Annotated in this window: 10 protein-coding genes; 6 read left to right on the forward strand and 4 right to left on the reverse strand. The window is 72.5% G+C overall.

What is annotated here, in order from left to right; all coding sequences use genetic code 11:
- Positions 1-25: 25 nt before the first annotated feature.
- Positions 26-1,816 carry a SpoIIE family protein phosphatase gene (locus OG953_RS20275; protein WP_405685931.1) on the reverse strand — a complete coding sequence of 597 codons (1,791 nt, stop codon included), beginning with the start codon at positions 1,814-1,816 and terminating at the stop codon, positions 26-28.
- A gap of 187 nt (positions 1,817-2,003) precedes the next feature.
- Positions 2,004-3,464, reverse strand: coding sequence for an NAD(P)/FAD-dependent oxidoreductase (locus OG953_RS20280; RefSeq protein ID WP_405685933.1), 1,461 nt, complete (start codon positions 3,462-3,464; stop codon positions 2,004-2,006).
- Between the two features lie 339 nt (positions 3,465-3,803).
- Here OG953_RS20280 and OG953_RS20285 point away from each other — a divergent pair, with 339 nt between their 5' ends.
- The 3 genes from OG953_RS20285 to OG953_RS20295 all read left to right on the forward strand — a co-directional run bounded on the left by OG953_RS20285 (position 3,804) and on the right by OG953_RS20295 (position 7,528).
- Positions 3,804-4,712 (forward strand): TetR/AcrR family transcriptional regulator, encoded by a 909-nt coding sequence (locus tag OG953_RS20285; RefSeq protein WP_405685935.1) that lies wholly within the window; start codon positions 3,804-3,806, stop codon positions 4,710-4,712.
- Positions 4,713-4,738: 26 nt separating this feature from the next.
- A complete protein-coding gene (locus OG953_RS20290) occupies positions 4,739-4,966 on the forward strand; it encodes a hypothetical protein (RefSeq protein WP_405685937.1) in 228 nt (75 codons plus the stop codon).
- Positions 4,967-5,569: 603 nt separating this feature from the next.
- Positions 5,570-7,528 (forward strand): sigma-70 family RNA polymerase sigma factor, encoded by a 1,959-nt coding sequence (locus OG953_RS20295; protein WP_405685939.1) that lies wholly within the window; start codon positions 5,570-5,572, stop codon positions 7,526-7,528.
- Here OG953_RS20295 and OG953_RS20300 read toward each other — a convergent pair.
- Positions 7,515-10,934 carry an ATP-binding protein gene (locus OG953_RS20300; RefSeq protein ID WP_405685941.1) on the reverse strand — a complete coding sequence of 1,140 codons (3,420 nt, stop codon included), beginning with the start codon at positions 10,932-10,934 and terminating at the stop codon, positions 7,515-7,517. The genes OG953_RS20295 and OG953_RS20300 overlap by 14 nt on opposite strands.
- A gap of 73 nt (positions 10,935-11,007) precedes the next feature.
- Positions 11,008-13,119: an asparagine synthase-related protein gene (locus OG953_RS20305; protein ID WP_405685942.1), complete on the reverse strand. Its 2,112-nt coding sequence runs from the start codon at positions 13,117-13,119 to the stop codon at positions 11,008-11,010.
- A 1,220-nt stretch (positions 13,120-14,339) separates the two neighbouring features.
- Here OG953_RS20305 and OG953_RS20310 point away from each other — a divergent pair.
- The 3 genes from OG953_RS20310 to trmB all read left to right on the forward strand — a co-directional run bounded on the left by OG953_RS20310 (position 14,340) and on the right by trmB (position 18,374).
- Complete coding sequence (locus OG953_RS20310; protein ID WP_405685943.1) at positions 14,340-16,007, forward strand: sporulation protein; 1,668 nt, start codon at positions 14,340-14,342, stop codon at positions 16,005-16,007.
- 197 nt (positions 16,008-16,204) lie between these two features.
- Positions 16,205-17,461, forward strand: a complete 1,257-nt coding sequence (lhgO, locus tag OG953_RS20315; protein WP_405685944.1) for an L-2-hydroxyglutarate oxidase — start codon at positions 16,205-16,207, stop codon at positions 17,459-17,461.
- Positions 17,451-18,374, forward strand: a complete 924-nt coding sequence (gene trmB / locus OG953_RS20320; protein WP_405691940.1) for a tRNA (guanosine(46)-N7)-methyltransferase TrmB — start codon at positions 17,451-17,453, stop codon at positions 18,372-18,374. Before lhgO ends, trmB begins: the two co-directional genes overlap by 11 nt.
- The last annotated feature ends 33 nt before the right edge of the window (positions 18,375-18,407 follow it).

Raw genomic sequence — 18,407 nt, forward strand, 5'->3', positions numbered from 1 at the left:
TAGGGGGCCTGCTTCGGCAGGGCCCCTACTGCGGCAGGGTGAATTCGCACCAGACCGCTTTGCCGCCGCCCGGTGTGCGGCGGCTGCCCCAGGACGTGGCGATCGTCGCGACGATGGAGATTCCGCGGCCCGCTTCGTCCGCCGGGTCGGCTCGTCGGCGGCGTGGCAGGTGGTCGTCGCCGTCGGTCACCTCGATGATCAGGCGGCGATCGGTGCGGCGCAGGCCCAGGCGCATCGGCGGGGTGCCGTGCTTGAGGGAATTCGCGACGAGTTCGCCGGCGGCCAGGACGCCCAGGTCGCAGAGCTCGACCGGGAAACGCCACGACGTCAGGACGCCGGTCGCGAAGGCGCGGGCGCGCGGGGCCGCTTCGATGCCGCCGAGAAGTTCGAGCGAGGCGTTGTGGAACAGCTCCGCGTTCGCCCCCGTTCGGGCGGGGTGCTGGACCACCAGCACCGCCACGTCGTCGTCGTGTTCCGCGGTGACGCCGAGGGAGCGGATCAGCCGGTCGCAGACCACCTGGGGTGAACCCTTGGCACCGGAGAGGGCGCGTTCCAGAGCGGCGACGCCCTCGTCGATGTCCTCGCTGCGGCGCTCCACCAGGCCGTCCGTATAGAGGACCGCGGTGGAGCCGGGCGGCAGCGCGATCGTGCCCGATGTGTGGATCCAGCCGCCGGTGCCGAGCGGCGGTCCTGTCGGGTCCTCGGCTCGGTGGACCGTACCGTCCTCGTGGCACACCAGGATCGGGAGGTGCCCGGCGGAGGCGTAGACGAGCCGGCCCTCGTTCGGATCGTGGACCGCGTAGACGCAGGTGGCGATCTGGCTGGCGTCGATCTCGGCGGCGAGACCGTCGAGGAGCTGGAGCACCTCGTGCGGCGGGAGGTCGAGGCGGGCATAGGCGCGCACGGCCGTGCGGAGCTGGCCCATGACGGCGGCGGCTCGCACCCCACGGCCCATCACGTCCCCGATGACCAGGGCGGTGCGGCCCGCGCCGAGGGTGATGACGTCGTACCAGTCGCCGCCGACTGCGGCGTCCGTGCCGCCGGGCTGGTAGGTGGCGGCGATCCGCAGGTCGTCGGGCTGCTCCAGCTCCTGCGGGAGCAGGGAGCGCTGGAGGGTGACAGCCGTTTCGCGGTGGCGGCGCTCGCTGGCGCGGAGCCGTTCGGCCGCTTCGGCGTGGTCGGTGACATCGGCGGCGTACACGAGCACTCCGCCTTCGCTGCCTTTGTTCCTGTTCTTGCCACTCCGGTTGCCCTTGTTCTGTTTCTTGTTCCCTTCCCTGTCCCCGTCTCCGTCGCCGCCGTCGGTTTCACCGTCGCTGTCCCTGTGCACCGGGGTGCAGGTCACGGTGTACGAATTGCCGTTGCGGACCTTGCGGGACTTGACCGTACGGGGTGTGCCACTACGCAGGACCTGGTCCATGAGGGGCAGCAGGCTGAGCTCGGTGAGCTCGGGCATGGCCTCGGCGGCGGTGGCGCCGGCCGGGCGCGGTCCGAACGCGGCGGCGTAGGCGTCGTTGACGTACGCGATCCGGTGGTCGGGGCCGTACACCAAGGCCACCAGAGCGGGCAGCTGGCCGAGGATGTCCCGGGCGGAGAGATCCTCCACGGCGGGGCCGCGGCCCCCGGGAGGCTCGCCATGCGTGTCGCCGCTCTTGTCGCCAGGCGTGTCACTGCGCGTGTCGCCGTCCGGCGGGCAGGGCCCGGTCCCGGGCTGTGCGTACTCGGCGCGGGCCGAGGGCACAGGACTGCGGTCGTCCCGTGCGGCGGCGCGGCGCTGCGTTCCGGGTAGGCGGGCGCTCCAACGCGTGAAGTTCACGGAATTTCTGGCCTCGTGTGTCGGTCTGGTCCGCTCGGGCGGGCTGCTCACTGTCGGTCACTGCCGGCCGGGTCACTCTGTGCAGGTGTGGGTCCACCCATGGTCACACGTCCAGTGTGACCGACCGTACTGACAGTTGTCGGTACGGCCGGGGCCGGGGTGGGTGCGCAGGCGGGCCGACGGGCAGTCAGCCGCCGTTCCTCGGTGGGCCGTCGGGCCTTGGTGGGTGGCCGGGTCCGGGCGTGCCGTCGGCGTTCGGTGGGCCGGTCCGCCCGGGGCGTTTGCCTCCTGCGGCGAGTTCGAATTCGGCGCGCGGGTGTTCCAGCGAACCAAGGGAGACGATCTCGCGCTTGAAGAGCCCGGCAAGGGTCCATTCGGCAAGGACACGGGCCTTCCGGTTGAACGTCGGGACGCGGCTGAGGTGGTACGTACGGTGCATCAGCCAGGCCGGGTAGCCCTTGAGCTTACGACCGTAGACATGGGCGACGCCCTTGTGGAGACCGAGTGAGGCGACGGAGCCCGCGTAGCTGTGCCGGTACTCCTTGAGGGGTTCGCCGCTGATCGACGCGAGGACGTTCTCGGCGAGGACCTTGGCCTGGCGGACGGCGTGCTGGGCGTTGGGGGCGGTCTCCTTGCCCTTTTCCGCGACGGTCAGGTCGGGTACGGCCGCGGCGTCCCCGGCGGCCCAGGCATGCTCGACCCCTTCGACGGTGAGTTCCGCCGTGCATGTGAGCCTGCCGCGTTCGTTGAGCGGCAGGTCGGTGGCGGCGAGGATCGGCGCGGGTTTGACGCCCGCGGTCCACACGAGGGTGCGGGTCGGGAAGCGGGAACCGTCGCTCAGGACGGCGATCCGGTCCTCGCAGGACTCCAGCCGGGTGTCGAGGCGTACGTCGATATTGCGGCCTCGCAGCTCACGGATCGCGTAGGTGCCCATGGCGTCGCCGACCTCGGGAAGGATACGGCCCGTCGCCTCCACGAGGATCCATTTCAGGTCCTCTGCCTTGATGTTGTGGTAGTACCGCGAGGTGTAGCGGGCCATGTCCTCCAGCTCGGCCAGGGCCTCGACGCCCGCGTATCCGCCGCCGACGAAGACGAAGGTGAGGGCGGCGTCGCGGATGGCCGGGTCGCGGGTGGCGGAGGCGATGTCCATCTGCTCGATGACGTGGTTGCGCAGGCCGATGGCCTCCTCGATGGTCCTGAAGCCGATGCCGTGGTCGGCGAGGCCGGGGACCGGGAGGGTGCGCGAGACGGAGCCTGGGGCGAGGACGAGTTCGTCGTACGGGATCTCGACGGCGCCGGTGCCGTTCTCCCCGGTGGCGAGGGTGGTGACGGTCGCCGTGCGTTTGGCGTGGTCGATGCGTTGTGCCTCGCCGATCACGATCTTGCAGTGCGCCAGGATCCGGCGGAGCGGCACGACGACATGGCGCGGTGAGATCGAACCGGCGGCCGCTTCGGGCAGAAATGGCTGATACGTCATATAAGGCTCGGGCGTGACGACGACAATCTCGGCCTCACCGTTTCTGAGTCTCTGCTTCAGCTTCCGCTGGAGACGCAGCGCTGTGTACATCCCGACGTAGCCGCCGCCGACGACGAGAATGCGCACACCCGGCGGGGGGCCGGGGGGTGTTCCCCCGGAATCTGAAGCCATCACCACCCCATGACGCAACGTGCTCAAGGGTTTGTCCACAGCCCCGGCAAATTGTGTGACCGGAGGTTCTGGACGGGCCGCTGCTGCTGATCGCGGCGACAACACGGAAGCTGCGCAGGTCAGGGGTTGGAGTGGGGGTCGCGGGCGGGGGTCGAATCAGTAACCAACCGGTCCTTGCTCCGATCGGGGGGCGCTCCGTGCGGAACTACCCCCTTCTGAATTGACCCGGGCTCAACTATGTTCATACGTCGTCGGGGTGTCGGGTTGGGGCCATGATCCACACTCTGACTAAACGGCGGGAAGTCTCCGGGGGGAGACGTCATAACCGGGGGAACAGTCATGCACATTCAGGATTCTCATTGGCAGACTGCTGCGGCAGCTACGTCCCATTCGTCCGACGGAAAAGGACAAAACGGAGCGGTGGGGACAGTGGACACGGTGGGTCCGGTCGCGGCAGCCGGAACAGGCGGCACGGCCGGGGCCGCCGGAGCGAACGGGCGCTCGGCTCCGCTCCGTGTGGACGCACAGCGCAATCTGGAGCATGTGCTGCGAGCCGCACGCGAGGTGTTCGGCGAGCTGGGATACGGGGCTCCGATGGAGGACGTGGCGCGTCGCGCCAAAGTCGGAGTCGGCACGGTGTACCGGCGGTTCCCGAGCAAGGACGTGCTGGTGCGGCGGATAGCCGAGGAGGAGACCTCCCGGCTGACGGACCAGGCGCGGACCGCGCTGGGCCAGGAGGAAGAGCCGTGGTCGGCGCTGTCGTGCTTCCTGCGAACGTCCGTGGCCTCGGGCGCGGGGCGGCTGCTGCCGCCGCAGGTGCTGCGGGTCGGGGTCGATGCCGACGCCGACGCCGACGCGGACGAATCGAACGCGGTCGGGGAGTCGGGTGCCATAGCGGCCGCCGTATCGGACTCGGGTCCGGGCAGTGCTCGGGACGAGACGCGGGTGCCTCAGCAGCGGCAGGGCGCGGGGCAGGCCGACCTCCGGTCGGCCGACGGGCCTTCCGCCGCGGAGACCGGCATCGAGGACGACGACACGGGAGCCGGCGAACTGCTGGAGGTCGTCGGCCGGCTGGTGGACCGGGCACGGGCAGCCGGCGAGCTGCGCCGTGATGTGACGGTGGCGGATGTGCTGCTGGTCATCGCGACGGCGGCGCCTTCGCTGCCCGACGCGGCTCAGCAGGCTGCGGCTTCCAGCCGACTGCTGGACATCCTGCTGGAGGGGCTGCGCTCGCGACCGGTCGTATGAGAGGGGTGCGCGGTAGCGGAGTGCGCGTGCGTGCCGGCGCGGTGAGCGCGGTGCGCGTGCGTGCCGGCGCGGTGAGCGCGGTGCGCGTGCGTGCCGGCGCGGTGAGCGCGGTGCGCGTGCGTGCCGGCGCGGTGAGCGCGGTGCGCGTGCGTGCCGGCGCGGTGAGCGCGGTGCGCGTGCGTGCCGGCGCGGTGAGGTGGCGGCGTCGGCGCGTGAGCGCGGTGCGTTGGTGCGGTGACTGTCGGGGCGCGTGAGCGCGGTGACGCCTGAAGGTGCTGGTGCGCGGGCGTGTTGTGCGTGGGTGCGCCGGCTCTCCGGAGCGGGTGGCTGGGGTAGGCGGTCGGATCGGACCGGGTGGCTGGCGTGCGCCGTCGGCGCGATTGACCTGGCGTGAATGCGCTGGGCGTCGAGCGGCGGGCGTGGCCCGTTTAGGTGGGTCCCGCTCGGCAGCCCATCGTCGCTCGTGCACCGCTCGCCTTCCGCTTCCGACCTCCGCGTCCGCCCTCTCGCCGGGCCTGGACCGGGCGCTCTCTCTACCCGCCGACCGGCTCTCTGTGGCGCCGGCTCGGCTCTCCTCCGCTTCTTCGGGTCGGCTCTCGGGCGTCGCTCGAATGGCTCTTGATCGGTGTTTCTTCGGCGCTTGATCGGCTCCTGTCGGTGGGGCTGCTGCCCTTGTTCTGCAACCCACCCGTGCAGAAAAGCTCATTGGTCCTTCCCCGAATGAGTGGCTGCTAGTGCTCACATTCGGGAAAACGCCCCGGATGAGTGGTTGCCGGGGCTGAAGGTTCGGCGTGATTGCGCCATGTGGCACTCTTGCCCGGGGTTCGGGTCCGAAAGCGCATACGGGGGCTTCCGCGATGAGCGGTGACGGGCAGCAGGAAGAGTCGTTCGACGACGTTTCCGCCGTGGGTGGTGTGGCGGAGGCCGGTGGGCTGTCCTCCCGGCAGGTACCGAGTCAGGGCGGACCCGGGCGGTCGGGTGGTGACGCCGAGGGCGGTACCGTCCTGCCCGGTCCGTGGCCGGGACCCGTCGAGTCCGACGTCGCGGTGCCGATGCAGCGGGAGGGCGGCCGAACCACCGCCACCGTTGCCTCCGGCTCCGCGTTCTCCGACGCCGAGTTGATCAGGCAGATGCGGGACGGCGACGATCTCGCGTACGAGGAGCTGTTCCGGCGGCACTCGGACGCGGTGCGCCGCTACGCGCGGACCTGCTGCCGGGACGCGCACACCGCCGACGATCTGACGGCCGAGGTCTTCGCCCGCACACTCCAGGCGGTACGCAGGGGCAAGGGGCCAGAAGAGGCGGTACGGGCCTACCTCATGACGGCTGTCCGGCATGTCGGAGCCGCCTGGACCAAGACCGCGAAGCGGGAGCAATTGGTCGATGACTTCGCGGTGTTCGCCGCCCAGGCATCCCAGTCCTCCCAGGTGTCGGACGCGGACACGCTCGGCCTCGGTGCCGATGTGCTGGCGATGCACGAGGCCGAGCAGTCGATGGCGATACAGGCGTTCCGCAGTCTGCCGGAGCGCTGGCAGGCGGTGCTGTGGCACACCACCGTCGAGGAGGAGTCGCCCAGCGATATCGCCCCGCTGTTCGGGCTGACCGCCAATGCCACGGCGGTGCTGGCCAGCCGGGCCCGCGAAGGGCTCAAGCAGGCCTACCTGCAGGCGCATGTGAGCCAGGCGCTCACCTCGGGCGGCGACTGTGCGCGTTACGCCGACCGCCTCGGCGCGTATGCCCGGGGTGGACTCCGGATGCGCGCCGAGCGCGGGCTGCGGGGGCACCTGGACGAGTGCGTGAAGTGCCGGCTCGCCGCGGGCGAACTGGCCCATGTCAACGCCGGGATTCCTGCGCTGCTGCCGGTCGCGGTCATCGGCTGGTTCGCCGCCGGGTATGCGCTCAAGGCTGCCGGAATCGTCGCCGGTGGCGCGGCAGGAGCCGCGGGCGCGGGTGCCGCCGCAGCGGCGACCGGTGGAAGCTCGTCCGGGGGCACGGCCGGTGGTGCCGCGCTCTCGGAAGGGCTCGGTGCCCCGGCGAAGGCCGGTATCGCGGCGGCGGTTGCCGTGGCCGTGACGGCCGGACTGACCTGGGCACTGGTCGGCAACGACCAGCCGAAGCCCGAGGCCGGACATGCCGAGCCGGCTGCCGTGGCGCCCGCGGTGCCGACGCCCGCACCGCCGAAGCCGACACCGCCGCCGAAGCCCGACCCGCCGGCGCCGCCCGCACCGCCTGCCCCGTCCCCGACTCCCCCACCGACGCCTACACCTACGCCGACTCCGACGCCCACCCCCAAGCCGACATCGCCCCCCAAGCCCTCGGCGCCTCCCACGCCGAAACCGCCCTCCCCGACCCCGACCCCGCCGCCTTCGCCGCCCGCGCCGACCGTCTACCGGGTCAGCGAGCTGAGCTACTCGATGCTGGGTGACCACACCCGACCGGAGGTGGTGATCGGTGAGAGCAACTGGGTCTGGCAGCGTTCCAACCTGTCGATCGGCGGCACGCAGTACGCGCACGGGGTGACCGTCCACAGCAAGTCCTCGGTCACCATCCAGCTGAACCGGCAGTGCACTCGGTACGAGGCCGTGGTCGGGGTCGACGACATGACGATGGGGCTCGGCTCGGTGCGCTTCTCCGTCTTCAACGGTGACGGGACGCGGCTGTGGCAGTCCCCGGTGATGAACGGTAGCGACCCTGCCGTACCCGTCGGGGTCGGTATCACCGGTCAGCAAAGGATCCGGCTCGTCGTCGAGCGGGAAAAACCGGGCGGCGGCGCGGCCCTCGCCGACTGGGCGGATTCGACCATCAGTTGTCGGTGAGGGCGCCCGGGAGTTCTGCGGTGATGCGGGTCAGGAGCTCGATGACGTCGTCGACCGTCAGCGTGCGGCCTGCGGCGCGCTCCGACTCGTACTGCTGAGGTCCCAGTTCCTCGCGCGCCTGTCGCTCGACCTCGTCCGCCTCGGCCTGTTGCGCCTTGGTTCTGGGGCCGTACAGGCGCCAGCCGTCGGCCGCCGCCAGGATCCGTACGGCAGCTCCGTGGCGGCCCACCTTCGGCAGCACGGTCGCCACGCCGTCCGCCAGATGTCCGGTGACGAGCTCGGCGCACTGGGCGTCCCGCGCCGCGCGCAGTGCGAGCGTCAGACCGCGTACCCCGGCCACCGGGCCGCCCTCGGCCCCCGGCTCATGCACGGCGATCCGGGCAGCCAGCCCCTCGACCACCGCGGTGAAGTGCGACGGCGGGCTGCCGCGTCCGGCCGAGGTCTCCGCCTCGGTGACCAGCCGTCGCGCCTTCGCGATCTCGCCGCGGTCCAGGGCCAGGGTGGCGCGCAGGAAGTGGGCGTAGGCGCGGGCGTCGTGCACCTGGTAGCGCTCCGCCTCGGTCTCCGACTCGGCCAGAGTCCGCTCGAACCCGACCATGTCCCCGGTCCGGTAGGCGAGTTCGGCCAGGCGAGCGAGGAGGAACGGTCCCTCGGCGTGCGCCCCGACCTCGCGGGCGAGCAGCAACGCCTCCTCGTACGCCGCGCGCGCCTCCTCGTACCGTCCGCGCATCATGCCGGCCTCCGCGGCGGCGCCCGCGACCTGCGCACGCAACCAGCGGTCGCCGACGCGGCGGCCCAGCTCGCGCAGCTCGGCGAGATCGTCGTCGACACCGGGCATGCCGCCGGGCATGTCGACGACCATGTGGGTACGGAACAACAGCGCGACGCCGTACTCCCAGCCGCCGCCGTGGATACGGGCGTTGGCGACCGCCACATCGATCATCTCGTGCGCTTCGGCGGTGGTGCGGCTCACGAACAAGGTGATCGGCCAGATCAGTCCCGGGAAACGGGCGGACTGCGGACCGGACGACCTGAACGCGTCGGCCACCCGGCCCATCAGGGCCCGGCGCCGGTCATCACCGCGGATGTCGTCGGCCGGGCGGCTCTCCGCGGCGAGGAAGTACCGCAGTACCTCCAGATGCATGCGCGGCCAGAAGCGGGGGTCGCTGCCGTCGGCCGGTTCCGGTCCGAGCGCCACGGCCCGCTCGGCCCAGGTGAGGCCCTCGGGACGGAAGTTCCGCAGAAACCAGAACCACCCCATGCCGAGAACCAGGCGCACCGCGTCCGGTTCGGACGGGGTGGTGACGATGGAGCGGTGGAGGGCGGCCCGGATGTTGTCGAGGTCCGTCTCCAGGCGTGCGATCCAGGGGAGCTGGTCGCCGGAGCGAAGGCGGGGCTCGGCCTCCTCGACCAGTGCGACGAAGTACGCGGTGTGCGCGCTCGCGGCGGCGGCGCGGACGTCCGGGGTCTCGGCGGCGCGTTCGGTGGCGTACTCGTGGATGGTCTCCAGGAGGCGGTAGCGCATCTCACCGGAGGCGGTCGGGGTGGCGACGACGAGGGACTTGTCGACGAGAGCGCCGATCAGGTCGGTGGTGGAGTGCCGGCCGGGGGCTTCGGCGCTCGGGGCCTCGGCGGCAGGGGCTGCTCCAGCCGTGGTGACGGCTTCTGCGGCAGGCAGGTCCCAGCCGCCCGCGAAGACGGAGACCTGCCGCAGAACCGCGCGTTCGTCCTCGTCGAGCAGGCCCCAGGACCAGTCGACGACGGCGCGCAGCGTCTGCTGACGCGGCAGTACGGTACGGGCTCCGCCGGTCAGCAGACGAAACCGGTCGTCGAGCCGGTCCGCGATCTGGCGCGGGCTGAGGAGCCCCAGCCGGGCAGCGGCGAGTTCGATGGCGAGCGGCTGCCCGTCGAGCCGTCGGCAGATCTCGGCGACGGCATCCGGATCGTGCGCGGCCTCCTGCTCGGGGTCGAAGTCGGGACGTACGGCGCGGGCGCGCTCGGCGAACAGCCTGTGGGCGGGGTCGGCCGGAAGCGGGCCGACCGGGCGTACGGATTCGCCGGGGACGCCGAGGGGTTCGCGGCTGGTGGCGAGGATGCGCAGCTGCGGGCAGTGGGTGAGCAGGGTCTCGGCGAGGGCGGCGGCCGCGTCGATGACGTGTTCGCAGTTGTCCAGAATGAGCAAGAAGGGGCGGATGCGGGAGCAGTGCGCCAGGTGCTCGACGAGAAGGTCGGTCGGGTCGGTGCGCAGCGGCTGCCCGTCGCGGTTGTTGTCCCGGAGGAGGGTCGTCTCACGCAGGCCGAGAGCGGAGAGTACGGCTCCGGGAACCCCTACGGGGTCGTCCACGGGGGCGAGTTCCGCGATCCAGGCGTCGGTGGGGGCCGGGGCCGCCCGGCCTCCCCGAGCGGCGGCCTCCTCGGCGAGACGGGTCTTGCCGGAGCCGCCGGGGCCGATGAGGGTGACCAGACGGGATCGCGTCAGATCGGCGCGGATGGAGCGCAGTTCGGGCTCACGGCCGACGAATGAGGTGAGCCGGGGGCGGAGGTTGCCTCGGCCGGAGGCGTGGTTCGGCGTGTCGGGTGAGCCTGGTGCGGCCGGTGCGGCCGGTGCGGCCGGTGCGGCTGCTTCCGATGACGCGCCCGACGGAGGAGTGAGTAGCTCCCGGTGAAGTGCACTCAGTTCCGGTCCGGGATCGGTGCCGAGGCGGTCGGCGAGGGCGCGGCGAGCGTCCTCGTAAGCGGCCAGCGCGTCGGCCTGGCGGCCATCGGCGCGCAGGGCGCGGATCAGCTGGGCCCGGAAGCGTTCGTCGTACGGGTGGGCGGCGGTCAGCTCCTTGAGCTCCGGTACGAGGGTGCGCGGGCCAACAGCAGGCCCCACGCCAACAGCGGCACCCGCACCGGTCGCCGCACACCGCAGGTCGGCCTCGATGCGGCGTTCCAGCGCGGCCAGGCGGTGGGCCTCCGGACGCATGCCGTGGCCGGGGTCCCGGTCCGGCAGGTCGGCCAGGGCCGGGCCCCGCCACAGGGCGAGCGCGGTACGGAGCGTGCGGGCCGCCGTCACGGGGTCGCCCGCGTCGAGCTCGGCGGCCCCCTGCCGGGACAGCCGCTCGAACACATGCAGGTCGACCTCGTCGGGCTCGGCCTCCAGGCGGTAGCCGCCGTGGGTGCTCGTGATCGCATCCCTGCCCAGGACACGGCGCAGCCGGCCCACGAGGGCCTGGAGCGCGGCGGGAGCGTCGTACGGGGGATCGCCGGCCCATACGTCGTCGACGAGATCGGCGACGGGGACGGGCCGGCCCGTACGCAGGGCGAGGGCGGCGAGGAGGGCGCGCAGCCGCGTACCGCCCACGGGCAGCGCACCGCCGTTCTCGTCTCGCGCCTCGGTGACGCCCAGGATCAGGTACCGCACCCGGCCATTCTGTCCCGCGGGGCGGCCGGAAGCAGGCGCCCACCGACAACGGCTGCTCCAGCTACTGCGGCTGCTACGGCTGCAGCGTCCGCCTCGTCGGGACGACTCCGCCCGCGACCGCACGCTGGCGGGGTGCCGCCGTGCCCGTCCAGCAGGTGCCGCGCCGCGAGACGAGGCGGCGGAGCCAGAGTTCCGTGGCCGCCAAGTGCGCCAGGCCGTCCAGCGGGAGCGGTTCGCCCTCCGAGGCCGCGCGCAGGGCCTTCCGTACGACGCGGGCTTCGACCAGGCCCGCGTCGGCGAGGAGCGGAGCGTCGAAGAGGGCGATCAGGTCGGGGAGGGCTGCGCGCAGTCCGGTGCGGGCGGTCGCGTTCGAGGTGGCGAGGGAAGGCGCGCCCCAGCCGGGCGGCAGTTCGTGGATGCCCGCGCCCGCGAGCACCCGGCGCAGGACCGCGGCGCGGGCGCCCGGCTGGACCCGGAGCGATTCGGGGAGCGCACGGGCGGCGCGTACGACCTGATTGTCGAGGAACGGGGCGTGCAGCCGCTGGCTGCGGTTCTCCGCGGCCTGTTCCAGGATCCGGTGGTCGGCGGCGTACCGGGCAAGGGCGGCCCGGGCGCGGGCCTCGCCCGGGCGCTGGAGGGAGGCGGGGCGGATCGCCGCCTCCTGCAGACGAACCGATACTTCGGCGAGCGCCTCCCCCGTGAGCCAGCGCGCGGCGGGCCCCGGCCGTGACCAGGCGAGGGCGGCGAGCGAGGCGTCGGCGGGGGTGTCGAGGTCGGGGGTGAGGCGGTTGGCGTCCGGCAACCGGTCGGCCGCCGTTTCCAGGCCGGTGCGGTACGACGTACGGGACAGGCGGCGGGCCGCGCGGTAGACGGTCAGCGGGACGAAGAGGGAGTGCGCGGTCGGGCCCTCGGCCTTGGCGAGTGCGGCGACCGGGCGCAGCAGATGGCGTCGGCGCCGGTCCATCAGCAGGTCGGCGAGGCGGGCCGGGTGGGCGTCGAGCACCTGCCGGGCGCCACCGCCGACGAAGTGGTCGGCGCTGCCGGAGGCGAGGCGGCGGCGGTGGCGCTCGGCGACGACGAGGGATGGGGCGGGTTCATCGGTGAGCGGGCCGCCGCCCAGGTCGGCGTAGGGCAGGGCCTCTTCCCCGGCGGCGACGACGACATGGTGCAGGCGCGGGTTGGCGGCGATGACCCGGGCGCGTTCGAGTTCGTCGTCGTGTCCGCGTGCGGTGAGGTCGTTGAAGGTGACGGCGAGCAGCCGCTCCCCCGCCCCCGTGCCGTGGCCGAGGAGGGTGCCGGGCAGGCCCGGCAGTCCGGCGGCGAGCAGGGCGAGGGTGGCGGAGGCGCTGCCTCCGGAGAGGTCGGCGCCGATGCCGGGTACGGGTGCGCCGCGGGCGGCGCGTCGTTCGGCGGGCCCCATGCCGGGGACCGGCCCGGGGTCGGGCGGCAGGGTTTCGGGTGCGTGGCGCGGGGCGGTGAGCCTGGCGCGTACGGCTTCGACCAGTGCGTCGCGCACTCCGTCGACGGCGCTGACCGGGTCGAGTTGGGGTGCGGCGACGGCGAGGGACGCCACCGCCTCGTACCCGGTGATCTCGCGCGAGCCCTCGCGGAGGATGAGCGCGTGCCCGGGCGGGATGCGCTTCACTCCCGCGTACGGGGTGCCGTCGCGCAGCGCCTCCGGTGTTTCGGGGCAGGCGAGCAGGGCAGCCAGGTGACCGATGTCCAGCTGGGCTTCGATGAGGTCGGCGAGCGGGAGTGCGGCGGTGGCGTACGCCGTGCCGCCGGCCCAGGGTGTGTAGAAGACCGGGCGGGCTCCGGCGAGGTCCCCGATGACGGTGATCCGGCGGCCGACCTGGACGACGGTCGTGTAGCTGCCGGGCCAGGAGGTGAGATGGCGCAGGGCTCCGCCGCGGGCGGCGAGGAGGCCGGCGCGCAACTGTTCGTCGGTGGCGCTGCAGCAGCCGAGGACGGCGAGCCGGACGGTGGGCGCGCCTTCGGCGGTTTCGGCCGCGCTGATACGGATCTCGTCGGGGCGCCAGTCGCCGACGGCCCAGAGAGGATCGGGGTCTCCCCACAGGAGTTGGGATCCGACGGGGTGCATCGTGCGCCCCTCGTCGGCGGCGCCGACAACACCGGCCGTGCCGAAGCTCGCGGCGATACTGCTCCATCCCACCAACCAACGCATCGCCGCCTCCACAGGCTGTGGACAAAACGGCGCAGCAGGAAAGTACCGGGAGAACTGCGGTAACGCGCGGCGCCGTTGCGAACATGCTGCCACGACAAAGGCGCGCAGGAGGGGCTACGGACGGCGCACGTCGGAAGCGCATGCGCCCCTGGCAAAGACCGGACCGGGACGGACGGCGGCCGGGTGCGGACGGACGCACGTCGGGGCGGCAACCGGCGGCGGGTTTCCCGAGGACTGACCGAGACGCGGCCCGCGCGAGGCGGCTCATGTGCCAACGGGCTTGCGGCTCGGGCGTGTTGCGTTCCCCGTACGAGCGAGATCTACCGGCCGAAATCAGGCCACACCCAGAACCGCCCACGGACCGCTGGCGGACGACTTCCGAACGGTCGACGGGATGTCCGCGAATCAGTCGGCCCAACCTCGGTCGACCAACGACATTCAGCCATTCTCAGAGCACTCTGCAACCCGGCGACAGGGAACTCGACGCATCAGAAGTCCCTTTTCGCCCCACTTCATTCCCCGATTCTTCCCGAATCCCTCCTGGAATCCTCCGTCGGCCGCAGGAGATCGCCACCGGGGCGGCGGGCAGCCCCGGTACAGGCCCCACACCCGGCCCCGTACCGCTGTCCACGCACAGTCCGGGAGGTGTCGTTCACCTCCCGGACCGGTCCGCCGCCTGCGGGGAATGAGGCGGCAGTGTCCCCCAGCCCACTGAGTCCAATGCAGTGGACCGACCCACGCAGCACCCATGGAAGCGCTTCCGAAACGGCCGTACGAGAGCGCACGGCCGGGCGCACGGCCACACACCAGGAGCACGTACAGGACTCGGCGGGCGGTGTCGCCGCGACGTGCGAACGGTGCCTCCGGGAGCGCACGAACGGGGCGTCGAGCGGGGTCCCGGGCCGGGTCCGAGACGGGTCCCGGGCCGCTGCGCGCGGCGACCGGAGCGGCACCGCGGCGGCGGCCGGAGCGGCGCCGCGATGCCGCTCGCGTCCGCACCGACAACAATCCCGCCATACGGACGTCTGCCCCTTAACGGTAGGGATGCGGCGAACTACGCTGGGTTTACTGAGGTTCTCGGCAGGAGGCATATTCCTCGGGGCTCGGCCATATGCGTGTGCGGCCGGAGTGCCGGGGTCCGTCCCTGGGGAGGACACGGTACGAATGCCGCGCGCCGCCAACGGTGACGCGGCTGCCGTCTGTGTGTCGAGGGGTGGCGCATGTCCAGGGAGCAACGCGGACCGAACGAGAAGCTCGGAACCGTTCTCGCCCTCGCGGGAATCAGCAACGCCGGGCTCGCCCGGCGGGTCAACGACCTCGGGGCGCAGCGCGGTCTGACACTCCGGTACGACAAGACCTCGGTGGCCCGGTGGGTCTCCAAAGGCATGGTGCCGCAGGGCGCCGCGCCCCATCTCATCGCGGCGGCTATCGGCGCCAAACTCGGCCGGCCGGTCCCGCTGCACGAGATCGGGCTCGCGGACGCCGATCCGGCGCCGGAGGTCGGACTGGCCTTTCCGCGCGATGTGGCCGAGGCCGTCCGTTCGGCGACCGAGCTGTACCGGCTGGATCTGGCCGGGCGACGGGCGGGCAGCGGCGGGATCTGGCAGTCGCTGGCGGGTTCGTTCTCGGTGAGTGCGTACGCGACGCCCGCGTCCCGCTGGCTGATATCCCCCGCCGACCCGTCGGTGGCGCGCGACTCGACAGCCGCCGAGGCAGCCATCCTCGGCACCCAGGGCGCAAGGGGCGCACGCCCCGGTGCGGGGGCGCAGAGGGCGCCGGGTACGGCAGGCGCGGCAGCGAGGCAGAGCCCGGAGTCGGGGACTTTGGCCGCTCAGGCGGCGGCACCGGTGACCCTGGGGACACAGCGGACACCGTCCATCCCCGCCCAGCCGGGCCCGGAGACCGCGTCCACGCCCACGTCCACGTCCACGTCCACCAGCGCGAACACGATCACGAGCGACATCTCCCCGCTGCGGGTCGGCCACAGCGATGTCTCCAAGCTGCGCGAGGCGGCCCAGGACGCCCGCCGCTGGGATTCCAAGTACGGCGGCGGGGATTGGCGTTCCTCCATGGTCCCCGAGTGCTTACGCGTGGATGCCGCGCCACTCCTGCTCGGTTCGTACAGCGACGAGGTGGGCCGGGCGCTCTTCGGCGCAGCGGCCGAACTGACCAGACTCGCCGGGTGGATGGCCTTCGACACCGGCCAGCAGGAGGCCGCGCAGCGCTACTACATCCAGGCGTTACGGCTCGCGCGGGCGGCGGCCGACGTACCTCTCGGCGGCTACGTGCTCGCCTCGATGTCACTGCAGGCGACCTACCGCGGCTTCGCCGACGAGGGGGTCGACCTCGCGCAGGCCGCCGTCGAACGCAACCGGGGGCTCGCCACGGCCCGCACCATGAGCTTCTTCCGCCTGGTGGAGGCACGCGCCCATGCGAAGGCGAGTGACGCACCGGCCGCAGGGGCAGCGCTGAAGGCCGCCGAGGGCTGGCTGGAGCGTTCCAGGGACGGCGATGCGGACCCCTCCTGGCTGGGCTTCTACTCGTACGACAGGTTCGCGGCCGATGCCGCGGAGTGCCACCTCGATCTGAAGGCGCCCCGGCAGGTGCGGCGCTTCACCGAGCAGGCCCTGTCCAGACCCACTGAGGAATTCGTCCGCTCGCACGGACTGCGGCTCGTGGTGTCGGCGGTGGCCGAGCTGGAGTCGGGGAATCTGGACGCGGCCTGCGCGGCGGGCACCCGGGCGGTGGAGGTGGCGGGACGTATCTCCTCGGCGCGGACCATGGAGTACGTACGGGATCTGCTGCACCGGCTCGAACCGTACGGGCACGAGCCGCGCGTCGCCGAGCTGCGTGAAAGGGCCCGGCCGCTGCTGGTGGCGCCCGCGTAGCCGGACCGCGCGGGACTTACCCACGCACCTCCTCACCGTGTCGCCACGACTCCTTGCGGCATACAAAAAGTGTCCGGACGGCATCCCGGCGGCATCCGGCCGCCGCCAGGCGTAAGGATTCGGCGCCACGCTGGGCTTCGCTGGTTTGAGTGCGTTGTCAGTGGGTCAGTGCACTATCGGGGGTGGGAGGTGGCGTGATGATGACGCGCGCGGCATACGACTGCGATGTGCTGGTGATCGGCGGCGGGATCGTCGGCCTGTCGACGGCGTATGCGATCACGCGCACCGCTCCGGGCACCCGGGTGGCGGTGCTGGAGAAGGAGTGGGGCCCCGCCCGTCACCAGACCGGGCGAAACAGCGGAGTGATCCACAGCGGCATCTACTACCGCCCCGGCTCGCTCAAGGCCCGTTACGCGGCGCGCGGCGCCGCCGAAATGGTCGATTTCTGCGCCGAGCACGGCATCACGCACGCGGTGACCGGCAAGCTGATCGTCGCGACCGAGCGGTCCGAGCTGCCCCGGCTGCACGCACTGGTCCAGCGCGGCCGGCAGCACGGGCTGCCGGTGCGCGAGCTGGGGCCCGCCCAGATCGCGGAGTACGAGCCGCAGGTGCACGGGCTCGCCGCGATCCGCGTCGGGACGACCGGGGTGTGCGACTTCGGGGCGGTCGCGGCGCGGTTCGCCGCGGAGGTGAGCGGGGCGGGCGGAGTGATCCGTTACGGGGCGGAGGTCACCGCGATCGACCGGCGCCCCTGGGGTGTGGCGGTGCGTACGGTGGACGGTCCGGTGGTGCGGGCCCGGGTGCTGGTCAACTGCGCGGGGCTGCACTGCGACCGGGTGGCGCGACTCGCGGGCGACGACCCGGGGGTACGGATCGTGCCCTTCCGGGGGGAGTACTACGAGCTGGCGCGGCCGGAGCTGGTGCGCGGCCTGGTCTATCCGGTGCCCGATCCGGCGTTCCCGTTCCTCGGCGTGCATCTGACCCGCGGCCACGACAGCAGCGTCCACGTCGGGCCGAACGCGGTGCCGGCGCTGGCCCGCGAGGGGTATGGCTGGCCCGTCGTACGCCCCCGTGAGCTGGCGGACACCCTGGCCTGGCCCGGCACCTGGCAGATCGCGCGCAGACACTGGCGGTACGCGGCGGGCGAGGTGCGCCGTTCGCTGTCGAAGCGGGCGTTCACGGCAGCCGTGCAGCGGCTGCTGCCCGAGGTCACGGAGTCCGATCTGCGTCCGGCCCCGGCCGGGGTCAGGGCCCAGGCCGTGCTGCGGGACGGCACCCTGGTGGACGACTTCCTGATCCGCGAGGCCCCGCACGCCGTGCACGTGCTGAACGCTCCGTCGCCCGCCGCGACGGCCTCCCTGCCCATCGGGCGGGAGGTGGCACGCAGGGCGCTGCTCCGGGCACGGGGGACGGGGTGGAAGCCGCCCGCCGTAGAATCGGGGCATTGTGTCTGAGTCCTTGAACCCCTCCGCAGGTCCCTCCGCGAATCCTTCCGCTTCGACGCCCGGCGAGGCCGCGGCCGGGACGAGCAGCTCCGCAACCGAGACGGGCACCGTCTCCTCGGTCCACGCCCCCGCCTCCGCCGCTGCCGGGATTCCGGACGATCTGCGCGCCGCCTCCTTCGAGCGGCAGCGCAGGCTGCGCCAGGAGCCACGCTTCCCCGGCGGACCCGCGATCGATCCGGCCGGATCGCACCACGAGCGCCGGATCCGCAGCTTCCAGCCGCGCCGCAGTCGCGTCACGCCCGGCCAGGAGGACGCCCTGCTGCGGCTCTGGCCGAAGTGGGGCCTGGACATCGACGGGCAGCGCGTCCTCGATCTACCCGAGCTGTTCGACGGGCTCCCGGCCGTGCTGGAGATCGGTTTCGGAATGGGTGAGGCCACAGCGCAGATGGCGGCCGATGACCCGGGTACGGGCATTCTCGCCGTCGATGTGCACACCCCGGGCCAGGGCAATCTGCTCGGTCTCGCGGACCGGAACGGCCTGTCCAACATCCGGGTCGCCAACGGTGACGCGATCATCCTGCTGCGCGAGATGCTGAAGCCGGACTCGTTGGACGGGCTGCGGGTGTACTTCCCCGACCCGTGGCCCAAGAAGCGCCATCACAAACGTCGGCTGATCCAGCCGGAATTCCTCGATCTGGTGGCGCAGCGGCTGAAGCCGGGGGCCGTGATCCACTGTGCGACCGACTGGGAGCCGTACGCCGAGCAGATGCTGGAGGTGCTGACCGCGCACCCCCTCTTCGAAAACACCCTGGCGGACGGCGGCTATGCGCCGCGGCCGGCGTTCCGGCCGCTGACCCGGTTCGAGGGGCAGGGCCTCGACAAGGGCCATGTCGTGCACGACCTGCTCTTCGCCCGCCGCTGAGACCTGTGCGCGGAGCCGGTGACGGGACGTGAC

Origin of the sequence: Streptomyces sp. NBC_00057 (assembly GCF_045041165.1) — a bacterium.
In the GTDB taxonomy this organism is placed as follows: Bacteria; Actinomycetota; Actinomycetes; order Streptomycetales; family Streptomycetaceae; genus Streptomyces.